This is a genomic window from Pedobacter terrae (assembly GCF_900100705.1).
In the GTDB taxonomy this organism is placed as follows: domain Bacteria; phylum Bacteroidota; class Bacteroidia; order Sphingobacteriales; family Sphingobacteriaceae; genus Pedobacter; species Pedobacter terrae.
Map to the genome: position 1 here is coordinate 168,033 of NZ_FNCH01000005.1, position 20,808 is coordinate 188,840.

Consider the following 20,808-nt stretch of genomic DNA (forward strand, 5'->3'; position numbering starts at 1 on the left):
GCTGTTGAAATTGATGAAAACACCGTGTTTAATCAGGAATGGATGGGGGTTGAAAAGATTACTTCAACCTTCATTTTATCCAGCCCTGTTGATATTCGGGTTAACGATTATGTTGAGTTTTTAGGCGAAAAATACACTATTAAAAATGGCGTGCCTTGTGATCAATCTAATGGCTCAACATTTAAGTATAATCTTGAGTTCTTTAGCCCAACATATTATTTGTACAACGTGCCAATGATGCATTTAGATCGCGTTAAGTTTTCGTATGTAGGTACGCCGTTGGAAGTGCTTTCTTTAATTATCGATAATTTAAATAGTGAAGAAGCTGGATGGAGCATCGGGGATTGTTCTTTGATTTCAGAGCCTGAAACCTTCAATTTCGATCAGCAAAGTTGTAGAACGGCATTAACAACTTTGGCCGAAACATTTAAATTAGAATATAAAGTTAAAGGCAAAAAGATTTATTTGCTGGAAAAATTGGGCGAAACGCAAAACATTGTTTTGAAGTATGGCCGTGGGCATGGCCTTATCAATGCGGCACGTCAGGCGGTTGACAGGGAATATGCAACTGTTTGGCGTTTTTATGGTGGCTCAACAAATTTGCCGGAAGGCTACCGAAATGGCATGGATAGGATTGCTTTAGATTCGCCCTATTTATTAAACGATGATATTTATGGCCGTAAACATGGAAGTGTGATCTTTGAGGATGTTTTTCCGCGCCGTACAGGTTCGGTAACGTCAATTGACGGGTTAAATGCGATTATCGATAATACTTTATATTTTGATTTAAATATTCAGTCAATAAGTGATGGAGGCGCTAGAATCGTTTTTAAATCCGGTGAATTAAGCGGGGGCGAATTTGTAATTAAATCCTATAACCCAACAACTAAAAAAATAACCTTTGGAGATAAGAAGGATGAAACAACAGGTTATATCACCCCAAATGCAAGCTTTTCCGCAGCTGTAGGCGATAAATATACTTTGATCGGTATAATTATGCCGCAAACATATGTTGATGCCGCTGAAGCGGAGGTATTGGCGTTAGGGACTGAACACGCAAAAGCAAATAGTTTCCCGCCAGTGGCCTTCCCTTTAAATATTGACGAAAAGTTTATTCGTGATATGCAGCTGACTTATAAAATAGTTGCTGGTGATTATGTTTACGTTATTTCTGAAGCTTTGGGTATCAATACCAAAATAAGAATGCAGTCAATTTCTTATCCTTTGGTTAATCCTGCCAATATTGTTGGTGTGGTGTCTGATGTTGCGCAATATTCAATAGTTGAAAAACTTAAAAAAGATGTTATTCAGAATAAAAAGGAAACGGCAAAAAGCGTGGCAGTTGCGCTATACGCCCGTCAATTGGCTGATGAAGTAAGCAATGCAGCTATTTTAAATCAATTCAAGCATACTTATGTTGGCGATCAGGCTATTTTAACAGGTGCTTTCGTTGCTGGCAATCCTGAAGCTGGTGCGGTAGCAGGTATCAATGGTGCGGAAAACGATCCTGAAACTATTCGTTTTTGGGCTGGTTCATCATTTGCAGATAAAGAAAACGCACCTTTTAGGGTTTCCCAAAACGGTGATGTAGTTATGCGTAACGCGACACTTCAATCATCCGCAGCAGGAAAGCGTATTGAAATAAATAGTGACGAAAATAATTTAAGGTTTTTTGGCGCTGATGGTAACATGTTAATTGACTTTGATGATGATAGTGCGCTCGAAGGTGTTTCAATTACTCCTAATGATCCGCCGTTGCCTCCTACGCTTCATTTTACTTATGGTCCAGGTATAAGGGTTGGTAATTTTGAAAATGGCTTGGGCGGTTCGTCAATTAGTCGTAAAGGCTTCTTTTCGAATGGAGTAATTGAGTGTAGGGATATCGCAACTAAACAAGTTGTTTTTAAGGTTGAAAACGGTAATATCATGCTTTCTGGTAACATTGTTATGGCTGGCGCTATAGAGATATCAAATACTACTTCAGGCGGTATAACGATGGGTACAGAGCCGGGGTTAAGCACAAGTTATGATGTTCGTGTCGGTGGTGATTCTTTCGTTAGATTAAAGTGGGTTAAAGGCGTTTTGGTTGGAATAACTCCTTTGTAGCTTGAAAATAAAAAACCGCAATACCTCGTCAAGTATTGCGGTTAAACCGTAGCAGGTATTCACTTCTAATTTTTGAACTGCTAAATTAAAATATTCTTTTGAAATAAAATTACGGGTTTCCGGAACTGCTGTTAATATTTCTATTTAAAAGTACTTCGCTTTATTACTTGCTTAAGTATATTTAAAAAAAAATATTCCCTTACATCGATTCTTTTAGGGTTTTAAATATTTATTTTTATAAAGCAGCATAATAATCAACTACTTTCTATTTCTCTTTTTATTCTTTTAAGTTCTTTTTAAAAGGTTTTAAAATAGTTTTAATCTACCCGTTTAAAATAGGACATTTGGTTTTGATTTTTTCAAAAAAAAATGGAACATTTAGTTTTGGCGATCTTACATGGGTGATGACAAGAAAATCTTAAACGAAGGAGATGTTTTTTTCGCGCCATCAAATGTATTTCATGGTGTGGTATGTTTGGAAGCTGGATTATTGATTGATGTTTTTAACCCACACCGGGAAGATTTTTTGAAATAATACGGAGGTCAGGAGTCGGGGAGTTTGGGTGTATATTAATAAATGCCGTCATTTCGAGCGGAGTGCAACGCAGTTGAGAAATCTATCTATAAAGAGCCTTTTTAATTTAGATCTCTCCATTTCGCTGCGCTTCAGTCGAGATGACGACCGTTCAACGTGGCGGTCGCTTCGCCCCCCTCCATCTTAAGCCCTACTCAAACGTAAAACGCACATTCTTATAACCCAAACCTTCAATAATTGGCTTAAGCACAGCTGTAGCATTGGTTTTAGTCTGCGGTAAAATGCTCGATTTTTTAACTTCAGCGGTAATTTGCCTTTCGGCGGCTTTATATGCTTCATCTACCAAACCGGCTTCGCGGAAAAAAGCCATCTTGGTATCGTAAACACGTGAGTTTTTATGGTCGATTTTTACATAACAGATTTCAGGCTGTGGTAAATTTACTACAGCAGTGTCCGCATCAATGTTAATATCTTCTTTGGTAATTTTAGTCAGATCGATACAACCTACCGCTTCTGCCTTAACAATCAATAAAACACTGGCTTCGGGTAAAAAATCTGTTTTATTTTTATGTTCTAAAACATCACTAATCTGGTATCTTACCAGTTCTAATTTACCTATAGCCTCAATTTTCTCTACCAGGAGCTGATGTTTGCTTTCTACAGTGGTATTGATACTGAACTTTTTGGAGATAAAAAAGTAAGCTGCAACCAAAAGAATTAACCAGGGCAAAAGACGGAAAAAGAGCTTCATATTTTAAAAATTTCGGGTATAACATGTGTGTATTTAATCTGTCGCACAATAATTAATCCATTTATTTACATTAAATATTTTTTTGGCAAAAGATTTGTAATACCAATATCACACACACAAATAAACAAATCAACATGAAAAAATTTACCATCTTAATGCTTTGCATTGCCACACTAGGTCTGGCTTCGTGCAAGAAAGATCCAATTGTTAATCAAACTACACCGAACCGAACAATTATATTTGATAAACCGGCTAATAGCTGGAGGCTGTTAGCGGGAACAACAAATACTTATTATGTTGATTTAGTCGCTAATGAAATTGATAATATTAATGTTCAAGATGAAGGTGTTCTCGTTTATATTGCTACAGACGGAACCAATTCTACAGGATACTTTCAAATTCCTAATCAAGCCCAAAGTTATGATTATGATATATATACCGGTTCAATCCGTATTTATTCTTATGGGCCACCACCAACAAATACAATTCGGATAAAAGTTGTTTTAGTGGCTGCAGAAAATGTAACATAGAAAAATATTAAAATACTAAAAAAGGACCATGTTTAGCTAAACATGGTCCTTTTTTCGCCTTATTTCTGATCAGAAAAAGCAGAGAAATTATACCTATGATTAAAACTCCAGGTATCTGCTAATATTCAACTGAACGTGGTCGTTTTTTTGATGCTCGCCCCTATTTAATTGTAAAGCGCGTACATTCACACCGTTTCTTTCCAACAGCAGTTCCTCGTAAAAACCTTTATAGTATACATCTTTTACTTCAAAACGCCTGCTGCTCCAGTTGTTGCCGATTTCAGCCCATTCAGGATAAAAAACCACGTGATCTTTTTGTGTTTTCAAACCGATTTTTTCCGCATCATCTCGCGTTAAAACTACAGCATTACCTAAAATTTGTGCAGTATAAATGTGTTTTGGTTGCTGGTAAATTTCAGCCGGCTTTCCCGTCTGCAAAAGTTCTCCATTCCGCAAAATCAATAACTGATCGGCCAGAAACAAACCATCGGCCGGATCGTGCGACACCAATATCACCGTTACACCCGTTTCGGCAGCTATACGTTTGATATCGGCACGAAGCTGGTTTTTTAACAGGGCGTCAACCTGACTAAAAGGCTCATCTAAAAGCAAAACCTGCGTATCCGAAACCATGGCTTTAGCAATAGCCACGCGCTGTTGCTCACCTCCACTTAATTCGATGATTTTCTTGTTCTGTAGCAGTGAAATCCGTAAATGCTCCATCATGGCCAAAGTTTTTTCGGCTTTGGTTTTTAGGTCAGTATTGGATAATTGCGAGGCAATATTATCATAAACTTTCGCATAAATGTTAAGCGAAAAGTCCTGTGTAACCATTTTCATCTGCTTGTGTCCAGGAATCAACTGCTCATCTGGCCCCTTAACACGCTTATCTTCGAAATAGATTTCGCCTTCATCGGTTTTTAATAAACCATAGATGGATTTTAATAGGGTCGATTTTCCACTACCGCTTTCGCCAATAATGGCCACCACATCGCCGCTGTTGATATCGAAACTTACATTTTTAATGCCACCAGCCTGTTCTGCCTGATATTGCTTGGTTAAATTTTTAACACTGATTAAGGTATTGCTCACAGGGTAAAGATAAGAAAAAGGTGGAGGGTTTTGAGGCTGAAGGTGTAAGGTTAAAACATGTATAATTGTTAGTATTGTATTTTGATCAGTTTTTTCCCCCTTTTCCTAACGCGATCGTCACCCTGATCCGATAGCTATCGGATTTATTTCAGGGTCTTTCATGCTAAAAAGATGCTGAAATAAATTCAGCATGACGATCGATCTGGACTAGGCTTTTTTAAAAAACTTTTTAACAAATAATTATCGAATTCAGGCTTATAAACAAAAAATCCTGTTCCGCCTAACCGAAACAGGATCTGTTCACTTGTGTTTGTTTTATGCTGCTAAGTTATCTCATCTAAATAGATTAACCTGTCCCTTTAAGGGATTTAGGAGTTAGTTTAACCCAAAAGTAACCCCGAAGCTCATATTCTTTAAGCCAGCTTGCTGTGTAGTGGTAAACATATCGTTAAAGTAATACTTGGTAAACAAACCTAAACCGCCATAACCAAACCTAACGGTACCACCGTAACGAACTGATTGAAAGTGGTAGCTATCATATTGTTTCTCTTTGCCGCGTTCTTCGCTAATCTGTTTAATTTTTCCGTTTAATAAAAAGCTAACCTCCGGACCTAATACTAGGTAAAACCTTTTGCCATTTTTGTTTTCTGCAGTGCGGAATTCAAAGTTTAATGGAATGTGTACATAGCTGCTCGAGAAACGGTTTTTAGAAAAATGTACCGGCGATTGGTCAGTGTAGACAAACTCATTTGAGTTTTTAGCAATGGTGATGTCTTTCCTCAAACGGATTAAAGTCCAGTCAAACCCACCCGCTACATAAACCTTAAAGTTTGAATTAAAACGGTATCCAAACTGTAAAACATCAAAAGAGAATGTACTGGTTTTGCCACCTTTGTAATCTAAGAAATCGTTATTTGGAGATAAATTAAAGCTGCCATTATCAATTAACCTGGAGAAACCCAAATCTACCCGGGTAAAGGTAATTCCGCCTACAAAACGGCCCCTTTTAACTGAATCTGTAGATTTGGTTTTAATGATTATGCCATGCCCTTCACTATAATCCGTTTTCTTTTTGGTACTATCTTGTTGAGCAAAAGCACCAGGAGCCATAACACCGGCAAGCCCGCTTACCATAAGTGTTGTATAAATTAGACGTTTCATATGAGTGTGTTGTTGAGTTATTAAATGAGTGAATTATTGAATGTTGAATACTGTTAACTAAAAACTGTTAATTGTAAACTGGAAACTGTTTACTTCTTACTGCGTTTACCAAATTTAAAAGGCCCGATATTAATTGATGACAGGGATGAATCGTCATCATCAGTACGGAACTGAATCAGTTTATCTTTTCTTTTATCCATTTTGTTAACGATAAGGTTTACCACATCGCCCACATTACGGATGCCCTTATTACTTTGTTCATTATCATTAACAGGCTCGTCTGTTTTAACCGGTGTTGCAACAGTTGCAGTGACAATCTCTTCCTTCGGGTGCAGAATCGCCTCTTCTATTTTCGTTCTGATATCTTTTTTAGGTTCCTCCACTTTCGCTACAACGGTTTCCTGTTTTAGCGTTTCAGGTGCGGTAATCATGCTATGCCTTTCCTTTAACGTAATGGGCTTCGCTTCATTTTTAACCTTTGTTCTGGCAATAGCGCTAACCACCTCAGGTCTAACCGGTAAAACCGGCTCCATATTTTCAACTACCCCAGCTGTTGTATCTTTAACAATTGGTTCTTTTACTTCAAGTTTAGTTTTTTCTATAGTATTATTTGCCAATTGTTTATCCTCATTGGTTGTATTTTGTTGTTGATAAAGCAAAATCCCAATCGTGGCGATCAGTAAAACCGCTGCAGCTGACAACCAATATATTGGTATCATTCTTTTTTTCTTTGGTGTGATTTCGCTTTCTATATTGCTCCACAAATCTCGCGAAGGTGATACTTCCGCATCAGTAAAAGCATCTTTAAATAACTGATCAAAATCCTTATCCCGTATAGGTTGCATAACCAAATCCCTCCATTTTTATAATTTCTTCTTTTAATATTGCTCTTGCTCTCGATAATTGCGATTTGCTCGCCCCTTCTGAAATGCCTAATGTTTCGCTAATTTCCTTATGAGAGTAGCCCTCAATTACATACATGTTAAAAACCATCCGGTAACCATCTGCTAATTTTTGTATCACTTTCATCAGGTCTTGCATGCCTAAACGGCTAAAATCAAACCCGGTTGATGGTTGCTCGTAAGCTTCATCTATTTCCACTACGTTTAAGCTGCGTAAATTCTTTCGGTAACTCTCAATAGCCGTATTCACCATTACTCTTCTAATCCAGCCTTCAAAAGAACCCTCACCCCGGTATTCCTTAATTTTCTGAAAAACTTTAATGTAGCCCATCTGCAATACATCTTCAGCTTCCATTCTATCTTTGGCGTACCGCATACAAACCGCCAACATCTTCGATGCCGTTTGCTTGTAAAGCAACTCTTGCATCTTCCGGTCGCCAGCCTTGCAGCCTTCCATCAAATCGTTTATTGTATAGCTTCGCGTCAATTTCATTGTGTGTTTGTATATAGAAGATGGCAGATTACAAACAATGGTTGCATGGAGAGAGAGAAAAAGTTAAATAAAATTAAATTCAGAAATAAACATATTGATTATCAAACATTTACAGTTAAAATAATTTTCAAGAAAGATATAGATTTTTTATTTGAAAATGAACATACAGCATTCCATCGGGAGCAGCAGTCCCGCTATTCGCTTCAAAGCCTCGGTTCGTTCCTCACCTTCGTGTTTTTCGCTGCTATCGCCTGCCTGCAACGGGCAGGAGTTTAGGAGGCAGTGGCAATGCTTAAAATAACTAAACCCATAGCTTTTTTAACCTATGGGTTTGAAATGGATGAATTTCAACCCTAAACCCTAAACCTCTTACCCTCTACCTTCCATCCTTTTTCTACCTTCCACCTTGCCTCACTTTAAACAACTTGAAATCCTGTTTATAGGTCAAAAAGAAGGAGTGGTTAAACTGAAGTTGTTTATCGGTATGATCAAGATCGATATGTGGTTCGAAACGAACATCAAGGTATAAATGCGGAATCAATTCTTTTTGATACGCATATCGCAACGAAACAATATTCCGCGAACTTTGTCTTAAGCCTGGACTATACAGGTTATCAGAAACAGATTCATACAGAGGCATACCTTTAATCGAAATAAAGTTATTGCCTTTCCAGTAAGAAGCTACCAAACTGCCCCATTTACTTTCTACACCTGCATTTAACCATAAACCAAAACCACCTTGGTAGGCCCTTCTTTTATCAGGAGAAAAATCTTTGTAAACAGCGACATAGTTATCCGTATAGACCTGTTTAATATTGCTATTAATGTCTTTATGCAACTTTATACCCGTTGCACCATTAAACATGGTGGTAATCGGGATTTCTTTTAGCACATCTATCTGCCCGCCTTGATGGAAAGCTAAAAACTGTGCGGGAATGCTCAATTTCCACTCGTCATTTTTGATCAAAAAACTCTCCGTAGATAATCCACCGATAATTTCCTCTTTGGTCGGATCACCCTTATAAATCATTTTCTGCCAGGCAATCCAGGCATCTAAAGTAAATCGCTTACGCTCAACCAATAATTGTGTTCCATATTCAATCGGTGTAGTTAAAATCCTTTCGAAATCGTATAAAGGCTCGATATACTTATGCTGGATATTTCCTTCTAGACTACCAAAAATTAAGGTGAGATTACGCTTATGGTATTTTACACTAAACAATGGTTTGGCATCAGAAATTCCGTTCCGCCCGAAATCTTTCCTGATGAAAGCACCAGCGGTGATGGCCAGGTTTGGATGTGCATAATACACCAACTGAGGCTGTAGCTGTGTTCCATATAAGGTATAACCATCATGAAAATCGTTGGTATATTCATAATTACGAACGTAGTTTAAGTTGTAGAAGTTAAAATGAACTTCGTTAGTTAAGCTGCTATCAGGACGGATCCTGTTTTCGAAAGCCGATTGATTAAACTGTGCCGAAGCAAAATAAGAACTAAATAAGAAAGTTATTAGTAGTAAGGACTTTTTCAGGTCCGGGGTTGTAAACATGAGCTTGGATTTTATCGCCCAAATTTAGAATAGTTTTTGATTTATTTAACCGCAAAGTACGCGAAGTTTACGCAAAGGAAACAAAGTTAATAGGGGTTGACCACCAGTGCACAATGAGCAGTGTTTTAACACTATTAATTACTAGCAATATTTTTTATGCCTCAGCAACTTTTTGATTTAAAGATTATTGACCACGCTTTTTACGATAGTTTTTATAGAGTTTAACGGCAATCATTATCGCCATCGCAACGCCCATAATGCCGATTAAACCATAAATCCAGTTAATGGCACTTTGAAGGATCACCACAAATACAATGGCAATCATAAAAATGGTAGCTAGCTCACGCCATAATCTTAACTGAAAGCTAGTTAGCTTGTATTGATTATTTTTAAGCTGTTTAACAATATTTTGGCAGATGAAATGATAGATGAGTAAGCCAACCACAAAGCCCAGCTTAACCCACATCCAATCGGCTTGAAGCAAACCTGAATTTAAAGTCAGCATAGATACCCCCGCCAAAACAGAAATAATCATAGCTGGGGTAGCAATAATTTTCCATAAAGTAGCTTCCATTTTAACGAACTGTTTTTGGAGGATACTTTTTTCAGGTTCGGGTTTATCGTTTGCTTCTGTGTGGTAGATAAAAAGACTTAAAATATAAAATAAACCAGCCATCCAGCTGATTACAAATACGATATGCACTGCAAGAAAATAGCGGTAATATGGTAATAAGGTTTCTATCATTTTTTGATTTTATCCAAAATATATTTATCAATCCAGTTTGGGATATTGCTAAGTTGCAAATCTAAGGTACCATCACAAATTTGACCGACATAATCCTGCGTTTCAGAATTATCCCAAAGATAAGTCTTATCTACATTTTTTATCATTTCGATTAATAAATCCATTGTTAAAAAATAGCGCTTCTCAATTTTATCTTGATTAACCAAATGTCCTCCTTTTAAAACCCTGTCCTTTACTCGCTCAACATTCATTTTCGGGGTTTCTGTACCTATAAAATAAAGATAGATCTTATAATTATTTTGATGAGCAAAATCAATAAGATCTAATTTTGAAGGATGAGAAAATACAGTTTCAAAACTAAAGGATTTTTTGCTTTTGATTAAAGAGTACCGTATAAAATCAGCGATAATGGCAAAATGGTAAGAATTGTAAATTACTTGTGCTAATGTGTTTCTAACAATTACATTTTCTTTAACTACCAGATTCCAACTGGCAGCATTAAAACCAGCTTTTACAAAAAGTCCACTTTGAAAGCAAAATGATTCAAAATCAGTATTAGTAATGTTAATTTCGAAATCAGATAAGTTTATAAAGTTTTTCCTTTTAAAATCTTCTTCCAGCAAATCTGCATTGATAAATATTCTTGTTGAGAAATAACTTGATTTAATAGAATCAAATAAAGTTGTTTTACCTGAGCCATTTGGTCCTGCAAAAATTCTCAATTTAGACTTCCGAGGCATTAAAAAAGCTTAATTCTTTTTTCAGAAACTTTTCTTCTTTTAAAATTACCTTCAGCTATTTTAACTGTTTCTCCGTTATTAAATATCCGGTAAATCCCGTCGGCTTTTACTTCGGTTCTACCCAAATTTAAAGCATCAACAACTCTTAATACATCTTCCATTTTCTTATTAACTGCCTTAATTAATTGCTTAATTGGCAATTCATCCTCGTCTTCTAATAATTTAACAGTCATAATATTTGAGTTATAAAGCTAATATACGAAAATCAAATGATTTGATTAATACCTAAACTCCTTTACTACCTCAATTGCATACTTCACATGATCGAAAGGAATATCAGGCATAATACCATGACCTAAATTAAAGATAAAACCTTCGGTACCGCGCATGCGCTCAAACAATCTGTGAATCTGGGCTTTAATTACTGCTTTATCCGCATATAAAATATGTGGATCTAAATTCCCCTGAACAGCGATACCAGCTGGCAAAGCATTCTTAATGTTCAATAAATCAGCATTCCAGTCAACCGAAATTACATCTGGTTTAGCTTCGGCCATCATTGGGGCAAAAACCGAACTTCCTTTACAGAAAGAAATTACGGGAATATCTTTTCTATTTAAGTTGGCAATGATTTCCTGGATATAACGGTGCGAAAATTCCTGATAATCGTTCCATGATAAAGCCAGGGCCCAGCTATCGAAAATCTGAACCGCGTTAACACCAGCAGCAATCTGAAGGTTCAGGTAATCGGCTGTTACTTTTGCAATTTTAGCCAAAAGTTTGTGTGCTAATTCTGGTTGGTTGTGTATAAAGAGTTTGGTTAATTTAAAATCTTTAGAAGAGCCTCCCTCAATTAAATAGCTCATTACCGTAAACGGTGCACCAGCAAAGCCGATTAACGGAATACTTCCATTTAAACGTTGCTGGATCACTTTAATCGCATCGGCAACATATTGTAAGTTGTCTAAACAATCTACATTTAGGTTTTCAATGTCCTGGGCAGTACGCACAGGGTTTGCAAATTTAGGGCCAACGCCTTGAGTAAAGCTTAAATCGCCTCCCATAGCCTCGCCGGTTACCAAAATATCACAGAATAAAATCGCAGCATCAATATCCAATAAATCAACAGGTAACATCGTTACATCGGCTGCAATTTCAGGAGTTTTACACATATCTAAAAAAGAGTATTTGTTTTTAATTTCCCAATATTGTGGCATAAAACGACCTGCCTGACGCATCATCCATACTGGTGGGCGCTCGGTTTGTTTTGAAAATGCTGCGTCTAAAAATAAATTATTCTTCATGATTTGTATTTGGTATCTGACTATGCGTCATGCTGAATTTATTTCAGCATCTTTTTTCAGTTAGATCCTGAACTAAATCCGATAGTTATCGGATCAGGATGACGGGCGGCCTAATTTAATTTTGCAAAGGTATAAATAAAAAAAAAACGAAGTACCTTTTTATTCCTAAACTGGTGCTTCGTTATTCAAAATGACAATATTAGTATTATAACTTACTTATTTCTTTTTCAATTTTGACAATAATATCTTTCGAACGTTGGGTTTCAGCAAGTTCTTTGGCCTTCCTGGTATAGGCTTCTGCTCTTTCTCTATCTTTTTTCCGCAAAGCGAGATTAGCCAGATGGATCAGTACATACGATTTTTCATTCTTACCTCCTACGGGAAAACGGCTGGCCAGCTGAAAGTGATATTCGGCCTTATCATAGTTTTCCTCTTTCAATGCCATATTCCCCTGCATAAATTCGTAATAACCCCTGCGGCTTTTGGCCAAACGCTCTGGTTGAGTTACTTCAGCCAGCAAGGCTTTGGCTTTGCCAAAGTCGTTATTTTTGAAATGTTTCGAAGCCATCAAAACCGAACCATGTCTAAAATGGCTCCAAATCACAAAGGCTATTAATAGTGCCGAAAGTGCTGCTAACTGGTATTGATCGTAAAAAACACAAACTAAGCCAGCAAGCAAAAAAATTGCCATTAAAGCATACCTGCCCTTATTATTGTACATTAATGACTATCTGTAAATTTGTAGCCTACACCACGGATAGAGTGGAAATAAACCGGATTTTTCTGATCTGGCTCAAAATACTTACGGAACGTTAAAATAAAATTATCGATTGTTCTGGTTGATGGATAAACATCATAGTTCCAAACTGTTTCTAAAATCTGCTCTCTTGAAACCGCATCGTTTTTACGTTCGATTAATAGTTTCAACAACATGGTTTCCTTTTTAGTTAACGGCGTGATGGTACCATCATCATGTTTTAATTCGAAAGAATTGAAATATATTGTTTTATCACCGATTTTATAAGAGTTTAATTCTTTTAAATCATCAGATTTTAAGCTGCGTTTAACCAGAATACCAACACGAAGAATTAATTCTTCCAAGTTGAATGGTTTAACCAAATAATCATCAGCACCTTTTTTCAAACCTAAAACACGGTCTTCAGAAGTGTTTTTAGCTGTTAAAAACATAATTGGAACTTCTGCATTTTCTAAACGTATGGTTTCGCAAACCTGGAAACCATCCATCTCCGGCAACATTACATCTAAGATAATTAGATTAAAGCGTTCTTCTTTAAAAATTTTAAGAGCGGTTTTGCCATCTTTAACGGCGTGAACTTTATAACCCTCAAGTTCGAGGTTTAATTTGATAGCATCTAACAAGTGATCCTCGTCTTCTACCAATAGAATTCTTAATTTTTGTGACATAATTGAGATTAACTAAATGTTACTTCAAAAATACTTCCCTGAGGCAAATTGTCTTTTACTGTAATATCTGCATCATGGTATTGTAAAACCTCTTTCACAATAAACAAGCCTAAACCTGTTCCTTTCGCTTTTCTGACATTCTCGTTACCAACGCGGTAAAACTTATCAAATATCAACATTTTTTCGGCATCTGAAATACCTGGTCCTTTATCAATTACGCTGAACTGAATATGTCCATCTACTTTGTTTAAATGCACATTTATCTCATCACACGGACTCGAATATTTAACCGCATTTTCAATCAGATTGGTTACCACTGACGATAAGGCAAATTTGTCACCCATAATCTGCAAATTTGGCTGAATGTGGGCAGTAATTAATTGTTCGTTGCCACACGAGTGGACCTGAAGCCTATCAGTGATCTTATATACCAGTTCAGAAAAGTTGAACTCCTCTTTCGGAAAGGTATATGAACGGTTTTCGATTTTAGTGGCCAACAACATATTTTCGACCAGATCATCCAAACGTTCTATATCTTTCAATGAATTATTTAACAGTGAAATTTGCCGGGCTTTATCCAAATCTCTTTTAACAATGGTTTGGATAGAAAGTTTAATGGCCGCTAAAGGAGATTTTAACTCATGCGTAATCGACATTAAAAAGTTTTGTTGCTGTTCACGCAATTTATCTTCACGTTTTAAGGATTGATGGAGAAAGTAGCCGCCGATACAAAGTAAGAATAAAAATACCGACCCCTCACCCATAATCATCGTCATGCGGCTGGGCTGTAAGCGCACCACCAAAGTACCCCACGAAATGAGTTGTACCAGCGCGTAAAGCAATAAGGCGTAAAATATGATAATGGACTTCTTCATTTCCTTTGGGTTGATAACATAAGTTTTAATTAGTAAGTTGTCGTACAAGGCACTTCGACTCCGCTCCGTGTGACAATCGGTTGATAAATAGATTCGTTGTCATGCTCAGCGGAGTCGAAGCATTACTTCTTAAAAACCAAATCCAACGCTTCAAAAATAGCACGTTTAGCTTTCTCCAATTCGATCTTGGTGTGAGCTGAAGATACGAAACCAACTTCATATCCCGATGGACCTAAATATATTCCTCTATTTAATAATTCACGGTGCATAACCTTAAATTTCTCCATGCTGCCGGCATCAATATCGTCAGCCGATTGGATTTTATCCTTATCGGTAAAGGCAAACCAGAAGATAGAGCCAATGGTAAACACTTTAAACTTATAATTACGTGCAGTTGCAAAACGCTGAATGCTGGCTACAAATTCTTGTGCCTTATTATTTAAATCTTTATAAAAGCCAGATTTGCTCAGCTCGGTTAAGGTGGCAATTCCTGCCGCCATGGCTACAGGATTACCCGATAAAGTTCCGGCCTGGTACACGCCTCCATCAGGAGAAATGTGCGCCATAATTTCAGCACGGGCACCATACATACCAACAGGTAATCCGCCGCCGATAATTTTGCCATAAGTAACAATATCAGGCGTAATACCATAGTGTGCGGCAGCACCTTCAAAACCAACCCTGAATCCGGTAATAACCTCATCAAAAATCAAAAGTGAACCATTATCGGTACAGATTTTACGCAAGAAATGAATGTATTCTTCATCCTGCATAATTAAACCGTTGTTCGCTGGAATACCTTCTATAATTACCGCTGCAATCTGATCTTTAAATTGGGTAAATGCCTGCTCAATCGCGGTCTTATCATTCAATGGAACCACAATGGTTTCTTCTGCAAAAGATTTAGGCACACCTGCTGAAGAAGTTTCGCCAAAAGTAACCAGGCCCGAACCTGCTTTAACCAAAAGCGAGTCGCTATGTCCGTGGTAACAACCCTCGAACTTTAAAATCTTATCACGACCAGTGAAACCACGGGCCAAACGTATGGCCGACATTACCGCTTCGGTACCAGAACTGGTAAAACGGATTTTCTCTACAAAACGGTTATTTTTGATAATCAGCTCTGCCAATTCATTTTCTAAGGCTGTTGGTGCACCAAAACTCATTCCGTTTTGCATCACTTCGGTAACTTTCTCACGGATTTTAGGATTATTATGTCCCAAAATTAGTGGACCCCAGCTACCGCAGAAATCGATAAACTGATTACCATCGGCATCCCAGATATAACAGCCATCACCTTTTTCGATAAAAAGCGGCGTACCATAAACAGACTTGAAAGCTCTTACAGGTGAATTTACGCCACCAGGGAAATATGTTTTTGATTTTTCATACAATTCGGCAGATTTTACCCTCGAAATATCAGGTTTACTCCCTGTATTTACCGGAATATCGGCTTCGTTGCCTGAAAACATTTTCTTTAATGAATCTAACATTTTTTAAAGGTTGAAGGTTAGAAGGTAGAGGGTGCAAGGCTTAGGGCGCATAAACCCTCTATCCTTGAAAATCTCTATCTTATACCATGAATTATTAGGGTTAAAGACTAAAAGGCAGAAATTGAAAGATTTTGGACACATAAACCCTCAACCTTAAAACCTTCTGCCATCTACCTTAAAGCCAGTTGTTATTTAAAATATCTTTAATATGGTAAGTGGTAATGATACTGGCACCCGCTCTGGCAAAGGCATGCATGGTTTCCATAACCACTTTTTGTTCGTCAATCCAACCGCGCTCTGCCGCCGCTTTTACCATGGAGTATTCGCCGGATACGTTGTAAACTGCAATAGGTAAATTGGTATCCTGTTTTAACCGTTGGATAATGTCCAGATAAGCTAATCCTGGTTTCACCATTAACACATCAGCGCCTTCCTGCTCGTCTAAAGCCGCTTCGCGTAAAGCTTCTAATGGATTTCTAAAGTCCATTTGATACGCCTTTCTATCGCCTTTGCTTGGTGCGCAATCTGCGGCCTCTCTAAAAGGGCCGTAATAGGCTGAAGCAAATTTTGTGGCATGGCTCATAATCGCTGCATTTACAAAACCATTTTCATCCAGAAGGTTACGCATAGCTTCAATCCGTCCATCCATCATATCAGATGGGGCGAACATATCGGCACCAGCTTCAGCGTGAGTTAGTGCCATTTTAGCAATTACTTCAACTGTTTTATCGTTTTGAACGTAATCGTTTTCTAAAATACCACAATGACCGTGGGTGGTATAAGAACATACGCACACATCGGTAATTACATATAAATCATCGCCAAATTCTTTTTTTAACTCACGTACAGCCGTTGGCACTAAAGAATGATCGTGGTAAGCCGATTTAGCATCTGCAGATTTCTCATCACCAACACCAAAAAGCATTATTTTATTGAGCCCCTTTTTCATTCCCGCTTCTACATCTTTTACTAAAGTATCAACCGAATAATGGTTTACACCGGGCATGGCATCAATGGCATGGGTAATATTACTGCCCGGCACCACAAAATAAGGGTACACAAACATATCTTTCGATAACCGGGTTTCGGCTACCATCTCTCTCACTAACGGATTTTTCCGTAATCTTCGCGGACGGTTTAACATATTTATTTACTAATTTTTAGTATCAAGATTTAGTATCGAGTATCAAGACCTGAATATCTTTTAATTTTTTCGTTACGGAGTAATTGCATAAGTTTTTAGATTTATTAGCAAGATTACAGTGTGGGGTATCAAGACGTAATTATTTTACACCTTCAACCTTTCAACCCTCCACCTTAAACCCTATCCCCCTAAACCCTCTACCTCATCTCTATTCCAAACACCGCTTCTGCCAACCCAATTTCATCAGGAGAATAAGGCAAAGCATATTTTACGCCCATTTCATCAAATTTCTTCCCTGTAGAGTTTCCTATGGCAATTACCTGCTGGCCTGGTTCCAATAAATTATCTGCGAAATACGCATCAACATTTGATGGACTGGTAAAAATGAGTATATCGGCATAACTTTGATCTATATCTTCTTCTATCACCGTTTCATAAATCGGTAAATCGATTACTTTAGCATCAGCTGGTAATGATTTTTGAATAGATTGCAGGGAATCCTGCGCTCTTGGAAATAATATTTGCTGACCACCAACCAGTTTTGCAAAATCTTCTGCAACTTCCGTAATATCTCCACTTTCACCAACAAAATCAGCAATATGTCCAAATTTACGCAAGGCATCTTCCGAGCCTCTACCCACAACACCAAATTTGGTTTTCTTTGGCAGTACCGGTTTTAAGTTGAAAAAATATTCTACGCTATTACGGCTACTGAAGAAAACCCAATCCACATGCTTTAAAATAAACTGATCTAAAACAGTTACGATCGGGAACGTACGGATTAATGAACGTCCTTCTATTTCAATGTTATTATTTTCTAATGCCCTACGGAAATAACTGTGCTCACCAATTTCGCGTGAGATGAAAACCTTTGCCGGTTTCTTTCTTTCCATATTAAACTTGGCTACAATTTTCTCTGCCAGTCCCTCAGTACTTTCTGCACGTAAAAATAAACGTTCAGGAAAATGATCTGCGGTTTCGGCCTTTGAAGTCCAAATTTCGAATTTTCCATTTTCCTTTTTGCAATAACAGCCTAAAGGCATGTGGCAACCACCTTCGAAAAGATTTAAAACCTTACGTTCTACAGTTACAGTTTCGGCTGTCGCCGGATCGTGCAATTTTTGTAGTGAATCAAAAAGCTCGGCATCATTTTCCCTGATTTGAATCGCTAAAGCACCTTGCGCAGGTGCAGGGATAAACTCAGTGGTTTCCAATTCTTCTACATGTAAATCGGTCACATCAAGGTTTAAACGTTTAACACCAGCTTTGGCAATCAAAATGGCATCATAATCTTCATCACGGAGCTTTTGAATCCTGGTAGGTACGTTTCCACGTAAATCTACAATCTCTAAATCGGGGCGTAAGCCCAATAATTGAGCTTTGCGACGGTTAGAGGAAGTGCCTACCATTGCACCCTTTTTTAGTGAAAGCTTCTGTGTAACATCTACACAGTCTTTTAAAATCAAAAGATATTCACTTGCTTCCTCTCGCGGTGGTAAAGCAGCGATGGTTAATCCTTCGGGATGCGCAGTAGGTAAATCTTTAAGGCAATGTACAGCCAGGTCAATTGTTCCTCCTAAAAGTTCTTCTTCCAATTCTTTGGTGAAAAAGCCTTTGCCTTCGAGTTTATCTAATCTTAAGTTCAGGATTTTATCACCCTGAGTTTTAATGATTTTGATTTCTGCATCAATTCCGATGGCGGCCAATTCATCTTTGATATGATTTGCTTGCCATAAAGCCAGGTCGCTACCGCGTGTTCCAATGGTTAATTTCTTCACTATTAAGATTAAATGAGCTACAAATTTAATTTAAATAGTGGTTTATCCCATGAATTGTTTAAAAATGAGACAGTGAGGTTACAGAAAGGAGAATTTAAAGGATTTCTATGACATTAGGGTACTCGGTGCTGCGTTACTTTGTCATTCTGAAATAGAGGAATTAATGCGTACACTCTTTAAAAATACCGTCATTTCGAGCGGAGTGCAACGCAGTCGAGAAATCTGCCTCGGGATAGGTCTCTCCACGCCTGTACGGGCAGGGGTTCCACTGTGTTTCGCAGATGACGCCTTGTATTAAAGTAGATGATAGAAAAAAGGAAATTAAGCTTTTGTGTTCTTTGTGGTAAAACCTTAAGGTTGGTTAACCAGAATTTCTTTTGCCATTACCATAGGCACGCTGATATATTTTTTCTCCATGTAGTTCATCACGCGTTCTAAAACTTCGCGGGAGGCTTCATCCATCTGACTGATTTCTTCAGCAAAAACACCATGTATGGCTGTATTTTTGATTTCTTTAATCTTTCTTGGCACTTCCTGCATCGCCAGTTCGATACGGCGTTGTTTTAAAACAGAGAAAAATTCGGTAATGTTATTGCTGATAATTTCTTCCGCATGCACCAGTTCGTTATAACGTTCCTGGATATTTTTGCGTGCTACCTCTTTTAATGATTCTACCTCAATGTAATGTACAGGATTGTTATGGATCACTGCAGGCATAACGTCATTCGGAATAGCCAAATCTACGATCACTTTTTTGCCCTGATCACCATTTAACAGCTTAGCGTATAGCGCTTCATTAATAATTGCTTCGGTAGAACCTGTACAGGTAATGATCACATCAAACCCTTCATTAAAATCTTCAAGTGCGGCTAACGGATAAGCTTTACCACCCAACTCTGCTGCCAAAGATTCAGCTTTAGAGAACGTACGGTTGAAAATGGAGAAATTGGAGTATTTATGTTTATTAAGATATTTTGCAATGTTCTGATTGGTTTCGCCAGCACCTATAATTAAGATACGCGAGTTGCCACACATGTTCAGTTCTTTTAGCTTACGGTAAGCCAATGAAACAACAGAAACCGGATTTTTGGAGATGTTGGTATGGGTATAAACTTCTTTTGCCGTTTTCACCACACGTTCCATAATCATACGCATATAATCGCCGGTAAATCCAGCATCGCGACAGTTTTCGTAAGCTTTACGGATTTGGGCAAGGATTTCCTTTTCTCCAACAACCAAACTCTCTAAAGAACATGACGTTCTAAGCAAATGGTTAAAAGCTTCTTCGTTTTCGTAAACCGTAACATTATCCAGAAAACGCTCCATAAATTCAGGAGGCAGCCCCATGTCTAAAACAGTAAGAAATCTGGTTACAAATTCTTTGTCGGTTTTCTCTTTGGTCAGGAAAACAAACTCTACACGGTTACAGGTTCCGACATAAAAGATTTCGCTAACGGGAAGCTCTGCTTGAACATTCTTCAACCTGCTATCTAAACTCTGGTCACAAATAACTAATTTCCCTAAAGATTTCAGGTCGATGTGATGATGCGTAAAAGCTATTACTTTTAAATATTCCAAGTGCTTCCGTTATTAACTATTATCGGGATACAAAAGTAACATGGTGAAGGCATGTGACTGTCATTAACCTGTAATTTACATCAATTTAGAACGGTTTTAAATAGCAGACCTAAAGTTTAAAACAATATATTGATCCATGATGAACAGCCCAATTTATAAATTTTTCCTTTGGCTTTATGCCCTTTTCTACGTTCTGGCTGGATATAACCACTTTTTATCCACTCAAGTATATTACGTCATCATTCCAAAATGGTTGCCTGCACCTGAGTTTTTAATTTATTTTTCGGGAATATTAGAAATTGTTTTAGGGCTTTCATTGTTGTTTGATAGAACCAGAAAGTTTGCCGCGCTACTCATTATTTTGATGTTGATTGCCTTTATACCTGCGCATATCTACATGATCCGGAAAGCACCGTTTATGCTGGGACAAATAACGGTTACGCCATTAATGGCGTGGCTGAGGTTGCCTTTTCAGTTAGTTTTTATTGGCTCGGCATGGTATTATTATAGAAATCCTATCAATTAAAAATTTGTCATTTCGACCGAAGCGGAGAAATTCTATACAATAGTCTAAGAATAGATTTCTCCCCGCCTGTACGGGCAG

General features: G+C 37.7%; 21 protein-coding genes. 4 read left to right on the forward strand and 17 right to left on the reverse strand.

Translation table 11 applies throughout. The features are described 5' to 3' along the window. Window positions 1-24: 24 nt before the first annotated feature. Entirely contained in the window at window positions 25-2,106 is a 2,082-nt protein-coding gene (locus BLR60_RS08680; protein WP_143009047.1) for a phage tail protein, read from the forward strand. 725 nt (window positions 2,107-2,831) lie between these two features. Here BLR60_RS08680 and BLR60_RS08690 read toward each other — a convergent pair. Further along, on the reverse strand, window positions 2,832-3,392 hold the full coding sequence (locus tag BLR60_RS08690; RefSeq protein WP_090498826.1) for a DUF4230 domain-containing protein: 561 nt from the start codon (window positions 3,390-3,392) through the stop codon (window positions 2,832-2,834). 134 nt (window positions 3,393-3,526) lie between these two features. Between BLR60_RS08690 and BLR60_RS08695 the strand changes: the two genes are divergently transcribed. Continuing rightward, window positions 3,527-3,922 carry a hypothetical protein gene (locus tag BLR60_RS08695; RefSeq protein WP_090498827.1) on the forward strand — a complete coding sequence of 132 codons (396 nt, stop codon included), beginning with the start codon at window positions 3,527-3,529 and terminating at the stop codon, window positions 3,920-3,922. 99 nt (window positions 3,923-4,021) lie between these two features. Here BLR60_RS08695 and BLR60_RS08700 read toward each other — a convergent pair whose 3' ends face one another. The 4 genes from BLR60_RS08700 to BLR60_RS08715 all read right to left on the reverse strand — a co-directional run bounded on the left by BLR60_RS08700 (window position 4,022) and on the right by BLR60_RS08715 (window position 7,570). After that, window positions 4,022-5,014 carry an ABC transporter ATP-binding protein gene (locus BLR60_RS08700; protein ID WP_090498829.1) on the reverse strand — a complete coding sequence of 331 codons (993 nt, stop codon included), beginning with the start codon at window positions 5,012-5,014 and terminating at the stop codon, window positions 4,022-4,024. Between the two features lie 375 nt (window positions 5,015-5,389). After that, window positions 5,390-6,175 carry an outer membrane beta-barrel protein gene (locus tag BLR60_RS08705; RefSeq protein WP_090498831.1) on the reverse strand — a complete coding sequence of 262 codons (786 nt, stop codon included), beginning with the start codon at window positions 6,173-6,175 and terminating at the stop codon, window positions 5,390-5,392. Window positions 6,176-6,264: 89 nt separating this feature from the next. Next, a complete protein-coding gene (locus BLR60_RS08710) occupies window positions 6,265-7,020 on the reverse strand; it encodes a hypothetical protein (RefSeq protein ID WP_090498833.1) in 756 nt (251 codons plus the stop codon). Next, window positions 7,001-7,570, reverse strand: coding sequence for an RNA polymerase sigma factor (locus BLR60_RS08715; RefSeq protein WP_090498835.1), 570 nt, complete (start codon window positions 7,568-7,570; stop codon window positions 7,001-7,003). Before BLR60_RS08715 ends, BLR60_RS08710 begins: the two co-directional genes overlap by 20 nt. 45 nt (window positions 7,571-7,615) lie before the next feature. Between BLR60_RS08715 and BLR60_RS08720 the strand changes: the two genes are divergently transcribed. Beyond that, window positions 7,616-7,846 carry a hypothetical protein gene (locus BLR60_RS08720; protein WP_090498837.1) on the forward strand — a complete coding sequence of 77 codons (231 nt, stop codon included), beginning with the start codon at window positions 7,616-7,618 and terminating at the stop codon, window positions 7,844-7,846. A gap of 118 nt (window positions 7,847-7,964) precedes the next feature. Here the strand turns inward: BLR60_RS08720 and BLR60_RS08725 are convergent, their stop codons facing one another. From BLR60_RS08725 to hemA, 12 genes are all read right to left on the reverse strand, one after another. Beyond that, window positions 7,965-9,122: a hypothetical protein gene (locus tag BLR60_RS08725; protein ID WP_090498839.1), complete on the reverse strand. Its 1,158-nt coding sequence runs from the start codon at window positions 9,120-9,122 to the stop codon at window positions 7,965-7,967. A 184-nt stretch (window positions 9,123-9,306) separates the two neighbouring features. Next, complete coding sequence (locus BLR60_RS08730; protein WP_090498840.1) at window positions 9,307-9,867, reverse strand: CopD family protein; 561 nt, start codon at window positions 9,865-9,867, stop codon at window positions 9,307-9,309. After that, complete coding sequence (locus BLR60_RS08735) at window positions 9,864-10,589, reverse strand: ATPase (protein WP_143009048.1); 726 nt, start codon at window positions 10,587-10,589, stop codon at window positions 9,864-9,866. Before BLR60_RS08735 ends, BLR60_RS08730 begins: the two co-directional genes overlap by 4 nt. A gap of 17 nt (window positions 10,590-10,606) precedes the next feature. Next, window positions 10,607-10,840: a hypothetical protein gene (locus tag BLR60_RS08740; protein ID WP_090498844.1), complete on the reverse strand. Its 234-nt coding sequence runs from the start codon at window positions 10,838-10,840 to the stop codon at window positions 10,607-10,609. Between the two features lie 45 nt (window positions 10,841-10,885). Beyond that, window positions 10,886-11,911, reverse strand: coding sequence for a uroporphyrinogen decarboxylase (hemE, locus tag BLR60_RS08745; RefSeq protein WP_090498846.1), 1,026 nt, complete (start codon window positions 11,909-11,911; stop codon window positions 10,886-10,888). A gap of 205 nt (window positions 11,912-12,116) precedes the next feature. Then, window positions 12,117-12,632: a hypothetical protein gene (locus BLR60_RS08750; RefSeq protein WP_090498848.1), complete on the reverse strand. Its 516-nt coding sequence runs from the start codon at window positions 12,630-12,632 to the stop codon at window positions 12,117-12,119. Next, window positions 12,632-13,336, reverse strand: coding sequence for a response regulator transcription factor (locus BLR60_RS08755; RefSeq protein ID WP_025146905.1), 705 nt, complete (start codon window positions 13,334-13,336; stop codon window positions 12,632-12,634). The genes BLR60_RS08750 and BLR60_RS08755 overlap by 1 nt, the downstream gene beginning before the upstream one ends. Window positions 13,337-13,344: 8 nt before the next feature. Continuing rightward, the gene (locus BLR60_RS08760; protein WP_090498850.1) at window positions 13,345-14,211 is read right to left on the reverse strand and encodes a sensor histidine kinase; all 867 of its coding nucleotides are present in this window, start codon (window positions 14,209-14,211) and stop codon (window positions 13,345-13,347) included. 122 nt (window positions 14,212-14,333) lie between these two features. Continuing rightward, window positions 14,334-15,704, reverse strand: a complete 1,371-nt coding sequence (hemL, locus tag BLR60_RS08765; RefSeq protein WP_090498852.1) for a glutamate-1-semialdehyde 2,1-aminomutase — start codon at window positions 15,702-15,704, stop codon at window positions 14,334-14,336. Between the two features lie 175 nt (window positions 15,705-15,879). Then, a complete protein-coding gene (hemB, locus tag BLR60_RS08770) occupies window positions 15,880-16,848 on the reverse strand; it encodes a porphobilinogen synthase (protein ID WP_208600604.1) in 969 nt (322 codons plus the stop codon). A 197-nt stretch (window positions 16,849-17,045) separates the two neighbouring features. After that, entirely contained in the window at window positions 17,046-18,626 is a 1,581-nt protein-coding gene (gene hemC, locus BLR60_RS08775) for a hydroxymethylbilane synthase (RefSeq protein ID WP_208600605.1), read from the reverse strand. A gap of 351 nt (window positions 18,627-18,977) precedes the next feature. Next, window positions 18,978-20,204, reverse strand: a complete 1,227-nt coding sequence (gene hemA, locus BLR60_RS08780; RefSeq protein WP_090498857.1) for a glutamyl-tRNA reductase — start codon at window positions 20,202-20,204, stop codon at window positions 18,978-18,980. Between the two features lie 136 nt (window positions 20,205-20,340). Between hemA and BLR60_RS08785 the strand changes: the two genes are divergently transcribed. Continuing rightward, complete coding sequence (locus BLR60_RS08785) at window positions 20,341-20,730, forward strand: DoxX family protein (protein WP_244155622.1); 390 nt, start codon at window positions 20,341-20,343, stop codon at window positions 20,728-20,730. Window positions 20,731-20,808: the final 78 nt, after the last annotated feature.